General features: G+C 68.1%; 16 protein-coding genes and 1 pseudogene. 16 read left to right on the top strand and 1 reads right to left on the bottom strand.

Annotated features, from left to right (window positions below; translation table 11 throughout):
* The first annotated feature begins 158 nt into the window (after nt 1-158).
* The 9 genes from OG828_RS00100 to OG828_RS00140 all read left to right on the top strand — a co-directional run bounded on the left by OG828_RS00100 (nt 159) and on the right by OG828_RS00140 (nt 6,585).
* A complete protein-coding gene (locus OG828_RS00100; RefSeq protein ID WP_328499606.1) occupies nt 159-1,631 on the top strand; it encodes a ParB/RepB/Spo0J family partition protein in 1,473 nt (490 codons plus the stop codon).
* An 83-nt stretch (nt 1,632-1,714) separates the two neighbouring features.
* Nucleotides 1,715-2,092 (top strand): hypothetical protein, encoded by a 378-nt coding sequence (locus OG828_RS00105; protein WP_328499607.1) that lies wholly within the window; start codon nt 1,715-1,717, stop codon nt 2,090-2,092.
* Between the two features lie 100 nt (nt 2,093-2,192).
* Nucleotides 2,193-2,525, top strand: a complete 333-nt coding sequence (locus OG828_RS00110) for a hypothetical protein (protein ID WP_328499608.1) — start codon at nt 2,193-2,195, stop codon at nt 2,523-2,525.
* A gap of 120 nt (nt 2,526-2,645) precedes the next feature.
* Nucleotides 2,646-3,077, top strand: a complete 432-nt coding sequence (locus OG828_RS00115; protein ID WP_328499609.1) for a hypothetical protein — start codon at nt 2,646-2,648, stop codon at nt 3,075-3,077.
* A 53-nt stretch (nt 3,078-3,130) separates the two neighbouring features.
* Nucleotides 3,131-3,742 carry a cell envelope biogenesis protein OmpA gene (locus tag OG828_RS00120; RefSeq protein ID WP_328499610.1) on the top strand — a complete coding sequence of 204 codons (612 nt, stop codon included), beginning with the start codon at nt 3,131-3,133 and terminating at the stop codon, nt 3,740-3,742.
* A 30-nt stretch (nt 3,743-3,772) separates the two neighbouring features.
* Nucleotides 3,773-4,579 carry a hypothetical protein gene (locus OG828_RS00125; RefSeq protein ID WP_328499611.1) on the top strand — a complete coding sequence of 269 codons (807 nt, stop codon included), beginning with the start codon at nt 3,773-3,775 and terminating at the stop codon, nt 4,577-4,579.
* A 44-nt stretch (nt 4,580-4,623) separates the two neighbouring features.
* The gene (locus tag OG828_RS00130; protein ID WP_328499612.1) at nt 4,624-5,091 is read left to right on the top strand and encodes a single-stranded DNA-binding protein; all 468 of its coding nucleotides are present in this window, start codon (nt 4,624-4,626) and stop codon (nt 5,089-5,091) included.
* A 133-nt stretch (nt 5,092-5,224) separates the two neighbouring features.
* Complete coding sequence (locus tag OG828_RS00135; RefSeq protein ID WP_328499613.1) at nt 5,225-6,343, top strand: DNA-processing protein DprA; 1,119 nt, start codon at nt 5,225-5,227, stop codon at nt 6,341-6,343.
* An 8-nt stretch (nt 6,344-6,351) separates the two neighbouring features.
* Nucleotides 6,352-6,585, top strand: a complete 234-nt coding sequence (locus OG828_RS00140) for a hypothetical protein (RefSeq protein ID WP_328499614.1) — start codon at nt 6,352-6,354, stop codon at nt 6,583-6,585.
* A 48-nt stretch (nt 6,586-6,633) separates the two neighbouring features.
* Here the strand turns inward: OG828_RS00140 and OG828_RS00145 are convergent, their stop codons facing one another.
* Nucleotides 6,634-7,464, bottom strand: a complete 831-nt coding sequence (locus OG828_RS00145; RefSeq protein ID WP_328499615.1) for a DUF6602 domain-containing protein — start codon at nt 7,462-7,464, stop codon at nt 6,634-6,636.
* A gap of 63 nt (nt 7,465-7,527) precedes the next feature.
* Between OG828_RS00145 and OG828_RS00150 the strand changes: the two are divergent.
* The 7 genes and pseudogenes from OG828_RS00150 to OG828_RS49395 all read left to right on the top strand — a co-directional run.
* Nucleotides 7,528-7,952: pseudogene (locus tag OG828_RS00150) on the top strand (transposase); the annotation flags it as partial.
* A 190-nt stretch (nt 7,953-8,142) separates the two neighbouring features.
* Nucleotides 8,143-9,522 carry a hypothetical protein gene (locus OG828_RS00155; protein WP_328499616.1) on the top strand — a complete coding sequence of 460 codons (1,380 nt, stop codon included), beginning with the start codon at nt 8,143-8,145 and terminating at the stop codon, nt 9,520-9,522.
* A gap of 215 nt (nt 9,523-9,737) precedes the next feature.
* Nucleotides 9,738-10,358, top strand: a complete 621-nt coding sequence (locus OG828_RS00160; protein WP_328499617.1) for a hypothetical protein — start codon at nt 9,738-9,740, stop codon at nt 10,356-10,358.
* A 49-nt stretch (nt 10,359-10,407) separates the two neighbouring features.
* Nucleotides 10,408-10,746 (top strand): hypothetical protein, encoded by a 339-nt coding sequence (locus OG828_RS00165; protein ID WP_328499618.1) that lies wholly within the window; start codon nt 10,408-10,410, stop codon nt 10,744-10,746.
* A 133-nt stretch (nt 10,747-10,879) separates the two neighbouring features.
* On the top strand, nt 10,880-11,596 hold the full coding sequence (locus OG828_RS00170; RefSeq protein WP_328499619.1) for a hypothetical protein: 717 nt from the start codon (nt 10,880-10,882) through the stop codon (nt 11,594-11,596).
* Between the two features lie 327 nt (nt 11,597-11,923).
* Complete coding sequence (locus OG828_RS00175) at nt 11,924-12,841, top strand: replication-relaxation family protein (protein WP_328499620.1); 918 nt, start codon at nt 11,924-11,926, stop codon at nt 12,839-12,841.
* A gap of 73 nt (nt 12,842-12,914) precedes the next feature.
* Nucleotides 12,915-13,978 (top strand): IS630 family transposase gene (locus OG828_RS49395; protein ID WP_443062357.1). Its coding sequence is split into 2 segments (ribosomal slippage): nt 12,915-13,358 and nt 13,361-13,978, totalling 1,062 coding nucleotides; the frame shifts between segments, so codons are not numbered across the junction.
* Nucleotides 13,979-15,160 lie beyond the last annotated feature (1,182 nt).

Genomic DNA, 15,160 nt, shown 5'->3' on the forward strand with positions numbered 1-15,160 from the left:
GGTGGGTTCACCTCACCCTGAAAGACACTATTATTGATGTTGTTGGTCCTGCGGAACACCCCGTACGGCGGGGCCGCCGCCCCGCCGTACGGGCCCCACCCCGCCGCGCACCCTCAACCGCCCCAATGCGCCGAACAGGCAAGGAGAAGGAGAGCCCCATGGCCACCGCCGTCTCGACCCAGCCCACCGAACCCGTCACGCACGAGGAGGAAGACGCGCCGCAGATCGTCCTGCTCGACCCGGCGCAGGTGGTGCGTGACGAGCAGAACGCCCGCGAAACCGACACCGAACCGGACGAGGAGCTGATCGCCTCCGTCAAGGAGATCGGTGTCGAGGAGGCCATCAGTGTCCGGCCCCGGCCCGACGGCACGTACGGCGCTTTCAAGGGCTGGCGGCGCGCGCAGGCACAGCAGATCGCCAACGACACCGCCGAACAGGACGGCCGCCAGGTGCGCAGGATCAAGGCGCACGTGCGGGAAGACCTGGTTGGCAAGGACGGCTGGACCCGGTTCCTGTCCCTGGTCGAGAACACGCACCGCGAGGAGATGAGCGAGCGCGACATCCTGAAGTCGCAGGAGCTGGCCCTGATCGACATGAGCGACGTCGAGCGCCGCCGGGCCACCAGGGCTCTCGGCGTCGGCCGGAACGCCGCCAAGCAGGCCAAGGCGGCGCAGAAGCTCGACGACGCCACCCTTCGCCGGGCAACGGCCGGAGGCATGGACCTGGAGCAGATCGCCCAGCTGGCGGAGGTCGAGAACGTGCGCGGCGCGGAGCGCCGTTTGCTGCGCGCGCTGGAGCGCGACCGTGAGGAGGGCAACGGCGGGCGCGGCCACTGGGACCAGGAGATGGCGCTGCTCAAGGCCGAGCAGGCCGACGACGACGCCCGGACCAAGGCCGAGGAAGCCCTCAAGACGGCGGACATCCCGCTGCTGGGGCAGCCGGGGTGGGGGCAGAAGGACACGTCCAAGCCGCTGGTCGAGCTGACCACCGGGCTGGGCAATCCGCTCACCGAGGACAACCACAGGAACTGCCCCGGCCACAGCGCCCGGCTCGATGACGAGCACCAGCCCGTGTGGCACTGCTCCGACCCTGCCGCGCACGGTCACAAGGTCCGCCCGCAGCCGAAGAAGCCCAGGACGGAGGAGGACGAGGCCAGGGCGGAGGAGCGCCGCAAGGTCATCGCCTGCAACCGGGCCTGGAAGGCCGCCGCCGGTCCCCGTCAGGACTTCGTCGCCCGCCTGGTGCGCCAGAAGACCCTGCCGGATGCGGCCCGCGTCTTCGCGCAGGAGGTCGTGCTCACCCTCCCGTACTTCTACAGCTCCTGGACCGACAAGCACGAGTCCGAGACCGTCGCCCGCTTCCTGGGCATCAAGGAGCCCGAGCACGCGGACCTGACGGATACGGCGGTGCAGCTGCCCAAGGCACGCGTCGTCAACGCGCTGTTCGCGCACGTCGCCGCCGCCTGCGAGTACGACATCCGCGAGCCCAAGACGTGGTCGAACCTCACCGTGCGGCAGGCCCGCTACCTGCTGCTCCTCGAAGCGCTCGGTCAGGACGACAACGGCAGCTACCGGCTGTCCGAGGTCGAGGACGAGGCGGTCGCCCGCCACCGGCCCGCCCCCGCCGCCTGACCGAACCTCCCCGCAAGCTCCGGCCGGGCACGCCCCTGCCCGGCCGGTTCCCCCATCCCCGCGTCACAGAGAGGCGAACCAGCATGACCGTCACCATGGACGAAGTCCTCGACTTCATCGGCCAGTTGCCGGATGCGATCAAGGTCTCGAAGGTCCAGGAGGCCTCCGCGAGGCGGCTCCGCGCGATCGACAAGGAGGCGTTCGCCGGACTCGTGGCCGGACGCCGGGCCCGCATCAACGAGTCGCTGCGCCCGGCCCTGCTGCGCGGTCTCACCGGCACCGTGCAGGAGCGCAACCGCACCGGCACCCGGGCGGGCTTCCTGCTGGACGAGGAATCCACCCGCATCCTGCGCCGCGACCCGCGCAACACCAAGTACCGCATCCCCGAGGACATGACGCGCTTCCGGCTCCCGGGCAGCGGCATCCCCGTCGCCTGCCTGGACGAGATCGAGGACGACTGACCGGGCCTGACGGCGCCGCCCCGGCATCGGGGCGGCGCCCGCCACCCGCCGATCAACCGGCCGGGCCCCTCCCAGCCCGGCCCGCACGTGAAAGGCCGTCATGACTGACCAGCAGGCACCCTCCCCCGGGCCGGACAGCGACGCCCCGGACAGCCCCGTGACCCTCGCCGTGCTGCGCGACCTGGTCCGGACAGACTGGAAGCACCTGCCCGGAGACACGCTCGTCGTGCTCTCCCAGGACGCCGAGGGCAACCTCTTCTCGCCCTTCTCCTACTACACCCGCTCCCGGTACGCGCCGACCCACACCGACCGCCTGGGCGACGTCTACCCGATGCCGGAAGAGCTGAAGGAGGACGAGGACCTGCGCGAGTTGTACGCGGACCGCATCCCCGACACCGCCGTCCCCGCGCTGGTGCTCTTCCCGCTCGGCTGAGCGAACGCCCACGGGCGGGGGCGCCCGCATCCGGACGCCCCTCGCCCGCAGGCCGCCAACTCCCCTTTGCCCGGGGCCCTTTTCTGGTCTCGGTATTCACGAAAGCGATGTGTCACCGCCATGTCCGCCCCAGCACTAGCCCCCAGGGAAGGACCGCAGGCCCCGGTGCTGGTCATCAGCGACAGCACCGACGACGATCCGGTCGGCCTGCGGACGTGCCCGGTCCCCCGCCTGCATCTGCCGTCGCCCCTTTTCAGCGCCGAGGAGTACCGGCGTGCCCCGCTCGTGCTCCTGGACGACCGCAGCTACAGCGACTTCACGCTCCGCCACGTGCCGCACCGCCGGGGACTGATCGTCGTCCTGGTCGACCCCGACGACGGCACCATCTACCCCCGGGCCGCCGCCATCGGGGCCGAGGCCGTCATCCGGGCCGGAGACAACCTCAGCTGGCTGCACCTGCGCCTGCACGACGCCACCGAATGCCGCTACGCCCACTGGGAAGCGCTCCTGGCCGGCGGCCCCGCCGACCCTCCCCCACCGGCCAGCAACTGACGCCGGGCGCCCGGGCCCCGCCGCGCACTCCCGCGATCCGAAGGAACTGACCCATGCACGCGATACCCCAACGCTGTGCCCACCGGCCGCTGGCGGGCGGGCTGGTGGTGCCGTACGTGACCCTGATCAACGACGGCCACGCGGCCTTCGGTGTCCTCGACGCCGACAAGACCATCAACGCCTTCCGGCGCCGCCTGTGCCAGATCTGCGAACACCCGCTGGACGAACGGTGCTTCCTGCTCGTCCGCCCGGCCGACGTCCTCAAGGGACGCTCCCCGGAACCGGCACTGCACCCCGAGTGCCTGCCGTACACCGCCGACCACTGCCCGATGCTGAACGGCACCGCCACGCACTACCGCCGCAGCCCGGTCCTGGCCAGCCACCCCGCCGGACGGCCCTGCACCGATCCCTCCTGCCTCTGCCTGTCGCGCACGACGGGCGAGGGCCCCACCGCCCGCAGCGGAAGCCCTGCCGACCGGTACGAGGCCTGGATGATCCACACCCGGAACTACCAGCTGGTCACGCTGCCCGAGCGGCCCGATGTGCCCTCCGGCATCAGCCTCGACGTGCCTGTCCTGCGCCAGCGCGTGCTGCGCACCGCGACTCTCACCCCCGACCAGCAACACCTGATGGACCTCTGGAACGCCCTGATGGACGGGTCCTGACCGCCCCGTTCCACACGGAAGGAAACCGCCATGCCGATCAAACCGGACCCGGCCACGCCCGCAGGCGGGGCCATCATCGACCTGGCCGACCTGATGGACGGCCTCCAGGAGCGCACCGGCGAATGGCCGGGGGCGGACACCGTCAGCATCCTCGAAGGGTGGCTGAGCCGCTTCAGCTTCGCCGTCGACGAGAACCTCGCCCCGCAGGTGACAGGCCGCGCGTGGGTGCTGCGCCAGTGGGACCGGCACAGCGACGATGTCACGCTCTGGTCTGACGAGGCTTCCGCCCTTGCCTCGCTGGCGCAGCACGTGCGCAATGCCTGGGACGACGTGGCGGGCGAGGACGGCGTCCCGTTCCGTCCGCCCGCCGACGACCGTACGGCCGTGGACCTGTTCTACGAGTCGAGGGAGGACATCGAGGGCTACACGCTGTACGACGCGGACATCTCCCGCTGCGTGATCGCGCCCCGAAATCCCAGCCTCTCGGACGCCGAGGAGTGCGCGGAGGCGAACAGCGCGGCGGTGTTCCACGCGATGCGGGGGCCTGACGACGAGGGCCTGCCCTGCATGGAGATCGCGGGCATCCTCGTGTTCGTCTACCTCGACGCCGACCGCGGGGCCGTACGGGTCTCCGTTCATCTGGACACCACCGACGAGCAGCTGGTCCGGGCCGACGGCACGGTGCCGCTGCTGGTGGAGATCGAGGACGCCACGGTGTTCGACAACCTCACCCCGCCGCCGGCCCCAGCGCCGCCGACCGGGTGGAAAGCCCGCTTCCGGCACCTCACCCGCCGTACCGCTCTCTCCGGCGGCGGTAAGTGCCGGCAGGGGGGTTGACCATCCCCCGAGAAACACTATTATTTTGAACAGGAGGTGTTCGCATGGCCCCGTCCGTCACGCACGTGACCGGCACCATCGCCGGTGGCGTGGAAGTCCGGTTCACCCAAGACGGCATTGCTGTCTGCCGGTTCCGTCTCACCGAGACCCCCACGCAGTGGGATGCCGCCGCGCAGAAGTGGCGTGATCTGGACCCGATTCCCTACATCTGCACCGCCTGGCGGGACCTGGCCAGCAACGCCGCCGAGTCGCTCGCCGACGGGGTCAACGTCCTGGTCAAGGGGCGCATCACCGGGGTCAAGGACGACTCTCTCTACCTGAGCATCGACGACCTCGGCATCAGCCTGCGCAAGCGCATCGCCTACACCGAGACCAGCCTGCCCAGTCCGATCGCCGCCCGCAGGTACACGGCACCGCCGGCGCCTCAGCCCGCCGCCGCGTCCCGACCGGCCACCGGGCCGGGCGGCCCGCCCGCCTGGTGGGAGCAGAAGCCGTCCGCCAACTGGTCCTAGCCCGGCCCGTCCACGGCAGCCGCCGACGGCACTCCCCTTCCCGTCGGCCGCTGGTCCCTTCTCCCTTCGCCCGCCCCGGCGCGGCACCGGTTCGCCTGCCAGTGCCGCGCCCTGCCCGAAAGGCCGGCCGCCCATGCCCGCACGCGCCGTGTCCGAACGAGCCACACGCGCCGCGCTCGCTGCCCACTTCGCCCCCGGCCAACTCGCCGCCGACCTCGATAAGTACATACCGGCCGAGGCGTGGGACCGGCGCGTCCGCGACGACGGCAACGGGCTCCTTGCCTCCTACCGGCCGCGCGAGGAGCTCGCCCAAGCAGAGCTGACCTGCCCGTTCGTCATCCCTTCGGACGAGGAGTGGCCCACCGCCCTCGCCGACCTGGGGCCTGCCTGCCCGCTGGGCCTGTGGGTCCGCGGCCGCGAGCGACTGCCGCGGCCGACCGGCAATGCCGTCGTCGTGACCGGCAACCGGGTCCCCACCGAGCAGGCCGTCACCCGCGCGCACGACTTCGCCACCGCCCTCGCCGAGGCCGGTCACACGGTCACCGCCACGCTCGCCTACGGCGTCGACTCCACCGCCCACCAGGCCGCCGCCGAGGCGGGCCGGGCATCCCTCACCGTCCTGCCGCGCGGCCTGGACGGCACCCACCCCCACGCGCACGCCCCGCTGCTGCGCTCCGTCCTCGACGGCGGCGGCGCGGCGGTCAGCCTCTACCGGCCCGGCACAGCAGCCAGCGGCGCGACGCTGAAGGCCAGCGCCGTCGTGCTGGCGGCGCTCGCCCGGGCAGTGATCCTCGTCGAGGCCCTGGACCACGTCGAGGCGATGTACGCGGCCGAGACGGCCGTCGACCTCCACCGGCCCCTGCTCGCCGCGCCCGCCACCGGCGATGTCCGCTCCAGCGGCAACGCCCGCCTCATCGACGGGCAGCTCGCCGTGAACAGCCCGGACCCCCGTCTCCCGCTCGCTCTGCCCCACGCGCGTGTGGCCCGCGCCGGCGACGTCGCGGACGGCGACCTGCTCCTGGCCGCGGTCGGGGAGCAGGGAGCCGACTACTTCAACACCCCCTACATCGCCCACCCCGAGCCTTTCGACCCGTCGTGCGGCTGCGGCGTGTGCTGCCTCGTCACGGAACCCGGCGAGGTGGTGGTGCTGTCCCAGGGCGATCCCTGGGAGTCCTGCGATCCGTGGCCCGCCGACGACCTCCTGCTCATCGTCTCCGCCCAGCGGCTGACCGGCCGGCCCCTCGAGGAGTGAGAGCCGCCATGCCCCGTCCGACCTACACGCCGCCGCTGCCCGGCCTCAGCTCCGACGACAACCTGGACACCGTCATCAACTGGGGTGCCGGCGCCGACAGCACGGCCTACATCACCAAGATGCTCACCGCCCCGGAGGCCCACGGGATCGACCTCGACCGTACCGCCGTCCTCTACATGGCAGCCGGCAGCGAGTGGCCCGAAACCCGGCTCCTGGCCGATATCGGTAATCCCGGCTATTGAATCTTGCGGAATGGAGGGTGGGGGGCCTTCTGCGAGATGCGACAGGTGCTAGTCGCCCGTTGCGCCCGGAATGCCTTCTCCCTCTTCCTGCTCGCCCCAGTATTTGCGGCTTTCTCCCAGGTTGCCGGAGGCGTAGTCCAAGAGCTCGAACGGTGGCATCCAGGCAGAAGCGAAGGCAGCGTTCATGTAGATCGTGAGGGGGAAAATGATGTCGCCCTGTGGCATCGGATCGACCAGGTGAAGGTTCGTTCCTTGTCGGGATGGCCGGAGAGCCTGCCCGTCAGGGCTGACCCAACCGAGGTAACCCTTGTTGAGAAGCCAGATGGCGTCGGGCCGCTCTGCAGGATCGTGATCGTCGCACCACTCAGCGAAGTGGGTGCCGAGAGTCTCTGGTGCGATGCTGTCGAAGGCGAAGATCATGCCGACCGTCGGGAAGGGCTTGAAGTCGGCTGGCATCAGTCGGTTCTGGGCGCCTGGGCTCTTCTGGTATGCGGATTTTTTGAGGGCCTTAGCCTTCTTGATCTTTTCGCAGTCCTGGACCAGTTGCTTGCCGTCAAGGAAGGACTTGACTTCGATGAGTCCGTATACGCACTCGTTCGGCACGATCCGGTAGTTGTTCATGTCGAGCAAAGGCGGCGTGCTTCGGTCGCAAATGAGGATGTCGCACTGACCTGACCTTTTGCCGTCGACTGAGATGATCTCGGCGTTGTGGAAGGCGCGAAGGTGGCCCGGCAGGTAGCTCTCCGTGAAGTCATGGAAGACGCCTTCGCGGGCAGTCCCCTTTCCCGTGTTATGACTGAATCCTCCAGATAGCTGGAAGTCTTCCTTCATGCGTTGGGCGATCGAGTGCAGAGTCTCTTCTAGAAAGTTCCCACTCATCCCTTGATGGTATGTTTCGCACCTTCAAGTTGCATGCCCCCAGACCTACAGACATCTTGCTTAGCCGTCCACGACCCGGGCAAGGTCCTCCTGGACCTGGACCTGGCGGTCGCGCTCGGCGGGGACTGCCTCGCCGACGTCGCGCTGCTGCGGCCCGAGCCGGCCGTGTTCGGACCGGTGGCCTCCGACCCGGCGGTCTCCCGCCTGATCGACACCCTCGCCACCGTCGGCGGGAAGGCACTGACCGTGATGCGAGCCGCTCGGGCCGAAGTCCGCGGCCACATCTGGTAGTTGGCTGCAGGTCGGGGTCGGGCTCCGGACGCCGACGGGCGGGTAACCGTGGACCTAGGCGGAGTGCTGGTCGTCGCGCACTCGGACAAGCAGGACGCCACCCTCGACCTGGAAGGAGACCTACGGCACCACCCGCCGATGGGTTCGTCGACCACGGACCGGGCAGAACCGGCGAGGCCGTCGCGGCCCTGATGAGACAGGCGTAAACGTACCTCGCGCCGCCCTGCGGATAGCGCACCATGGCGGCTACACAGGGATCCAGGACTGTCGGATGCCGCGACAACACAGGGTCAGCTTCCGTAGACTGACTAAGAAGGCACTCTCACTCTTTCGAGGAAGCCGTTCTCGTTCTTCAACCATCGCTCCGCAGCATCTTGGGGGCACAGGATGGAACTCCGTGAGATAAGCAATCCTCCCGAGTACCCCGATACCTATTGGGCCGCCGGCGACGAAGCATACCAACTTCTGGAACCACCAGGCGAGAAGCGAACATCCCGCTTGCGCGCGAATATCAACCATAATCTTCTTCTGCATCGCCGCCTGTTTCTCGCAGACACAAGTATGTTGGTGAGCCCTTCAATGTTCACCCTTCTTCGCGATGAGCGCTACGGCTCTGGCTATCAACAACTGTTCCGCGATGGGCTGATAGTGACCGCCCTGCGGGCGGAGGCCAATAACTATGCGGAAGTCGCCGAGATAGTAATAGAGAGGCGCCACTTCGTCGCCGAGATGGAGAAGGAAAGGATACGAGAATCGGCAGCCCTCCTAGACAGTCTCAATCCGCAAATCATCCGTACTGACACTCGCGACAAGATGCGAGCGATAGGGGACGAATATCTCCTGAAACCGGAGTACTGGGTATCCCTTGGCGTACCCGAGCAAGTAGCAACTGAAATGATCGATATCGTCAGCCGGAAAATTGAAGAGCGCCACATTGGGTCTATACGGCAAACCGAATTTTGGGAGTACGTTCGCGACAGCCTCGTCAGGCCTGATCAAGTGGCACTGGCGCAACAAATTCGCGTATACATGACTATCGCATCCCTGGGCACTATGGCTAAAGGAATGGGACTGCCTCCAACCTTTCCTGCGGCTTACGGACGAAGCGTTGACCGGCTCTACGGCACACACACTCCATGGCGGCATCGACCTTCCGACGGGAAGATGGAACTACTGGAGCCGTTCGAGGAGAAATCTCCGAGACGCCTTGACGAGGAACGTAACATTCATGAGATAGCAGCACTTCTAGGCGCAGATGAAATCTCCAAAATACGCCGCAGGTCGGAGCATCAGAAATTCCTCAGAGACCTCCAAAAGCACAGCCAAGAAGAGAGCGATTCTGCCGCATTTCGCATCGACCGAGCCATGCAAGAATTCAGGGACTCTCTGGAGGTGAGTACGGGCGAGTTTCTAACGGAATGGGATCATCAAAGAGTAAGCTGGCTGTGGGAGACGCCGAAAGGTCAGCTCACTCGGGTTCCCATCCCTGGAGCGGTCGGAACTATCGCCGCCAGGGTAAATGAACTAAGTCAGGCAATTCCGGATAGCGCACATCTGCTTGGTTATGGGACTGGCGCGTCCGTGGGTGCAGCTCTGACCCTTTTTACTTTGAAAAGGGCGAAAAAAATCAAGAACCGCAAAGAGGACTTCCGGGAGGCGACGGGCGAATTCTTGCGTGATCCCTCGATAATCCCCGAGCTCCGAAGTGACGGCTTCATCGAAATGAGCCTATTTGGCTCCATTCCTTATCAGTTCCGCGCCCATTAGGGCGCCAACTCATCTCGGTTATGGAGGGGAGCGACCAATGGGCCGCGATCCTCCTCCTAAATCGGGGCGGCAGTGCTGCGACGGGAAATCTCGGCAGCGTAGTCAGCTCGGGTTGAACCAGCCTCTTTGGTCCACTTCTCAGCGTCATCGCGGAGCGGGGCGACTGGCCCTGGCTCGGCCGTGCCCGCACGTGCACGGGCCCGTGGAAGACGAGGATGGTGTACCAGGCGCTCACCCCGCAGGTCCGCGCGCTCAGGAAAGAGACGGACGGCCCGCTGATGTTCGCCAACGTGCTCGGGATGCGGGCCGAGGAGAGCCCGGACCGGCGCAATCGGGAGGTGTGGCGCCGTACGACCGACAACTCGGCCCGGGTCGTCGACGAGTGGCTGCCCGCCCACCAGGTGAGCACCGAGGAGGTCTGGGAATGCACGATCAGTGCGGGGCTGCCCTACCACTGGTGCTACGACTCGTACCCCGGCGCCAAGGACCGGCGTGGTTCCAGTCGCTGTTCGTGCTCGGCCTGCACCCTGGCCAACCACCGCGATCTGCTGCTGACCGTCGGGCGCCGCCCGCGGCTCGCCGAGCTGTGCGCGCTGGTCGAACGCGTCCGCCAGGTGCCGTTCAATCCGAACATCACCATGGCCGAGCTCATCGCGCTGTCCCGTCGGCGCGACGCCCCGGACCCTGGCGTCGAGGTTGAGGAGACCGAGGACTTCGAGCGGATGGAGCGCGACGTCCACGCTGCCCTGCGCAAGCCGCCCACATGGGACTCCAAGGCCCGTACCGGGCCGGGCGAGCTCCTGCACAGCGCCGCCGGGTGCGATGGCTGCAGCTGAACCACCAGGCCGGCGCTCACCCCCATCCGGGGAGGGATACTCAATGACGATGACGACGACCCAGCGCATCCTCGACCTCGCTGCTGCGGCACCGGCCAGCCACGGCGAGGACCTGGTGCTGCTCCTGGGCGAGGCGAACGAGCTGTACCAACAGGGCCTGCAGGATCTGCACCGGGAAGTGGCAGCACGTCTCGACGGGCTGGCCACCGCGGACCTGATGTCCGCCGCGGACACCGCCGGCATGCCATGTGATGCCTCGCAGGGCCGCGACGAGGTGATCCTGCTGCTGGCCCTGGTCGAGTGGGAGATGACGCCGGCCGCCATGGCGTACACGGAGATGGCCGAGGCCGCCGCACGCCGGGGTGTCTGCCTGATCCCCGAGGAGTAGCCGTGGTCCGTGAGGCGGGCCGTCAGGGAGAACCCTTGGTCCGCGTACTGGACCCCCAACCCGAACTCCTGCCATTATTTGTTTTGCGCGCCGGGCAGGCCGGCTCGCTGCTGACAGGACGGACGGTTCTGCCATGACCTCGCGCCGTGTGCCTCGCCTGGCCGACGCTGCCGAGATCGCGGCTGAACACGGCCTGACTTCCGCGAGGATCACCGGCCTCTACACCGAGCGTGCGGAGAACTCGGTCGGCATGACGTTCCCGGAGCCTGTCGACATGCGCGGCCGCGCCCGTCTGTGGGACCACGCGGCGGTCACGAAGTGGTTCGCCCACCGCGCGCCGGCACGCCTCCAGGGGCACAAGCCGCCCGCCCGTGATCCGGAGGAGCTGCTGAACGCGGCGGACGCCTCGAGGTTCCTCGGCTACAAGAACCCCAACCAGGTCACCACCTTCGTGCGCGACCACCCCGGTTACTTCCCCGAGCCGGACGCCATCGAAGAGATGGGCACGGCCGAGAACCCCTACCGCCGGCAGCTCTGGAAGGTGGCGACCCTGCAGGAGTGGATGGCCAGCCGGCCCGGCCGCGGAAGGCGAGCCGGAGCCAAGCAGGCGCCGCCCCTGCCCGAGGTCTCCGCCGACGGTGATCCCGACGAGCTGCTGGGGGCGAGCCAGGCGGCCGCGCTGCTGGGGTACAAGAGCGTCGGCTCCTTCTCTAGCAGCCTGTCCCAGGGCAACCTTCCGCTGCTGAAGACCACGGACGGGGTTGCCGAGAATGCCGGGCGCCAGAACGGACGTCGGCGGTGGACGCGCCGGCGCATCCTCCAGCAGGCCGCCCAGCGGTCCAAGAAGTAGTACCCGGCGGTGAGCGGACCTCCGCGCACCGCCCCATGAACGCGGCGCCTGGTTTTGGGAGTTGGTCCCTTGCGGGCCGGGTGTCGCACGATGGCCGGCATGGCGTGGTTCGCCACCACGCCCCGCAGCAGCAATGCGGACCGGCCATCGCTCATCTTCCAGCACCTGTCGTTGAGCTCTGACACGATCGCGGGTCCTCCTGAGCGCTCGCGCAGTCGCGTGGTCAGGGCTGTGGAGCCCCGACCACGAGAGTGTTCCTGTGTTGTGACCGTGGTCGGGGTCTCGTGGTCGGGGGTTGGGTCGAGGGCTGAGGGTTGCCTCTTCTCCATGACCCGTCCCACATCAGGTGCTGCTGCGGCCGCCGAGTTGGCCCCCAGCCCCGCTGAACCGCTGCGTCTGCAAGTCCTGACCGCGCTCGCCCTGCACCGCATGGCCACGACCGGCCAGTTGCGCCAGATGCTGCGGCCGGACAGTTCCCGCCAACTGGTCTCCCGCGGGCTGAACAAGCTGCGTTCCACGGGCTTCGTCGACCTCACCCCGCTGCCGGACTCGGACCGGTCGCGTACGCACGCCTGGTACCTCACCCCGGAGGGGGCGCGTCTGACCCGCGATCTCCCCATCCTGCGGGGGCGGCCGCCGTACCCCATCACCTCGACAACCGCAGCGTCGCTGAAGACACCGCACACGCTCACGGTCGTGCGCGCCCACCTGCCCTTCGCGGCAGAAGCCCGTCGGCTCGGGCATGAGCACGGCCCGTGGGACTGGACCCCTGAGGTTGCTCACTCCATCGGTGAGGGCGAGCGGCTTGTGGCTGACGCCGTCATGCACTACACCGTCGTCGACGGCGAACACCGACGGAAGCTGCGCGCGTTCGTGGAAGTCGATCGCACCACCATGAGCAGCGAGCGCCTGGCCGTGAAGCTGATCGAGTACGCCAGGCTGTTCCAGTACGAAGCGCAGCCCGTCGGCCGCCGCAGGCCGACCACCACCGGCCCGGCATGGCTCCGCTGGTACCCCGTCTTTCCCCGCGTGCTCTTCATCCTCACCGGCGCCTCCCGCACCAGGCTGGAACACCGGATCAGCGACCTGAAGGCGATGGTCGCCCAACACCCGCTCGTTGCAGCCCTCTCCCGCGAAGTCCCACTTGGCGCCTGCATGCTGGACGACATCGAGGAGCGCGGCCCGTCCGGGTCCGTGTGGGTGCCATTGACCGGGGGCGAACCTCGCCCATGGACCGACCTGTAATCACGTCTACTGACCTTGAAAGCGTGGTGTCGTGAGGGCTGACGGCTGGTGATCCCAGCGGTATGCCGTCTTTATGAGGTACGCGCAGGGTGGCGGGCTGACCGCTGAACGTCGGGCGTTTCGTGAGCGGTTACGGAGAGAGGCCGCCGAACGCTTCGTCCGGGGTGACGACAATGCCGTCGTCGCCCGTGATCTGCGGGTCACCGTCCGCTCGGTGCAACGCTGGCGGAAAGCGTGGGCCGAAGAAGGTCCGCGAGCACTGGCGTCGAAGGGCCCGGCGTCGCTGCCGCTGCTGAGCGACGAACTGTTCGTGGTGCTGGAACGTGAGTTGGACAAGGGACCGGTCGCGCATGGCTGGCCGGACCAGACCTGGACTCTGTCGCGCATCAAGACCCTGATCGGGCGCCGGTTCCACAAGAGCTACACGGTCCAGGGCGTCGCGGCCCTGCTCAAGCGGCACGGCTGGACCTGCCAGGTCCCCGCCCGCCGGGCGCTTGAGCGGGACGAGGAAGCGGTGGCCGGCTGGGTGAAAGAGACCTGGCCGCGCGTGGAATGACCGCGGCGGCGCTCGACGCCTGGCTCGTGTTCGAGGACGAGGCCGGCTTCTCGATGACGCCGCCCACCACCCGCACCTGGTCCCGACGCGGGCACACGCCGATCGTGCGGGTCCGTGGCCGTTCCCGCCGCCGCTTATCGGTCGCCGCCCTGGCCTGCTACAAACCCGGGCGGGCGTCCCGGCTGATCTACCGACCCCGCCCCGACACCCGGCCGGACGGACGCAAGAGCTTCGCCTGGACCGACTACCGCGATCTCGTCCAGGCCGCTCACCACCAGCTCGGTGGCCCGATCGTGCTGGTGTGGGACAACCTCAACACGCACCTGACAGCGGGGATGCGCCGCTACATCGCCGAGCGCGACTGGCTCACCGTCTACCAGCTGCCTGCCTATGCGCCTGACCTCAACCCAGTCGAAGGAATCTGGTCCATCCTCCGCCGGACGACACTGGCCAACCGCGCGTTCGCCGACCCGGAGGACCTCATCGCCGCTGTCCGGCAGGGCCTACGCCTACTCCAATACCGCAGCGACGCACTCGACGGCTGCCTCACCGGCACCGGACTTCGCCCCACCCCGCCATGACGACATCACGCATTCAAGGTCGGTAATCACGTCCCCCTGCGGAACAGGAGGGTACCGCCAGACCAGCGAACGGCACGGCCGCGGCGTAAGGGCGCCGTATTGGCAAAGTGAGCTGTGGGATCCATGTGTGCTGTGTCAGCGTCTAGGGCTCTGAGGACACAGGGGGGCGAATGACCAACGAGGAACAACGGCGGGTCAGGCTACGACTGGCCCGCCGTCGCACCACGCCGGACCGGGTACGAGCGCGGGTGCGACAGGAGCCACTCCAGCCCCAGCCTGACACCGAGCCGGAGCCCCAGCCGGAGTCTCGGCCTGAGCCGGAACCGCGATCGGCGCGAAATAGGTGGTGGCGGCGCGTGGCGGAGCGCGTCGGCAGGTGGAGGCGGCGCGTGCCATGGGTGCACGTTGGGGCCGTCTCGGGCGCGATCACTGCGATCGGCAGCCTGGCGTTCACGGGCGTTGCCACGTACTTCAGCGCGGTGGTGGCTAGTGATCAGCTTGAACAGTCAGAGAAGGCCGCCGATCAGCAGGCGAAAGCCCAGGCTGTTCAGGTGGCCGCCTGGGACGAGGCACCTCAAGGTGAGCAACCGCGCGTGAGCGTGATGAATCGTTCGGCAGACCCCGTCACCACTGTGACCCTCTACTTCGCTCTGGATGTGCACGGTGAACACGGAGGCGACATCGACTCCCTGTCCTACGAGATCAAACTGACGAGTGTTCCCCCCTGCACTGTGAAGACAGTCGAAGCCCGTCAACTGAGAATGGTGCTTCCCAGAACCGACAACGCCGGGGGGCACGAACTCAACGAGCTTCCCAAGGAAGCAACGCTCGTCGTCCGATCTGTCCGCCTGCGCTTCGCCGACCGTTCCGGCAAACGCTGGTCTCGCATCGACGGTCAGTTGATAACTGACAACACAGGCGCGTCGCAGGTAGGCCCTGACAATGTGGGTGCGTTGGTTGGGCGCCTGAAGGAGACAGCCGCCCCATCTTGCGGGGCGGAGCGGCACCGACTGAGGGGGAGCGCTGGCCACGGCGAACCCCGGTCGCCATCGGCGACACCAGCGCCCTCCCTGCTCTGGATGGCTGTTCCGCACCCAGCCGCGGGCCATGTTCGGCGACCGCGCTGCCGCCGTCCGAGTCGTCGAGGAACCCGACTCTTGACGCCCCACCCTGATGCCCGGT

The sequence above is a fragment of the Streptomyces sp. NBC_00457 genome (assembly GCF_036014015.1).
Lineage (GTDB): Bacteria > Actinomycetota > Actinomycetes > Streptomycetales > Streptomycetaceae > Streptomyces.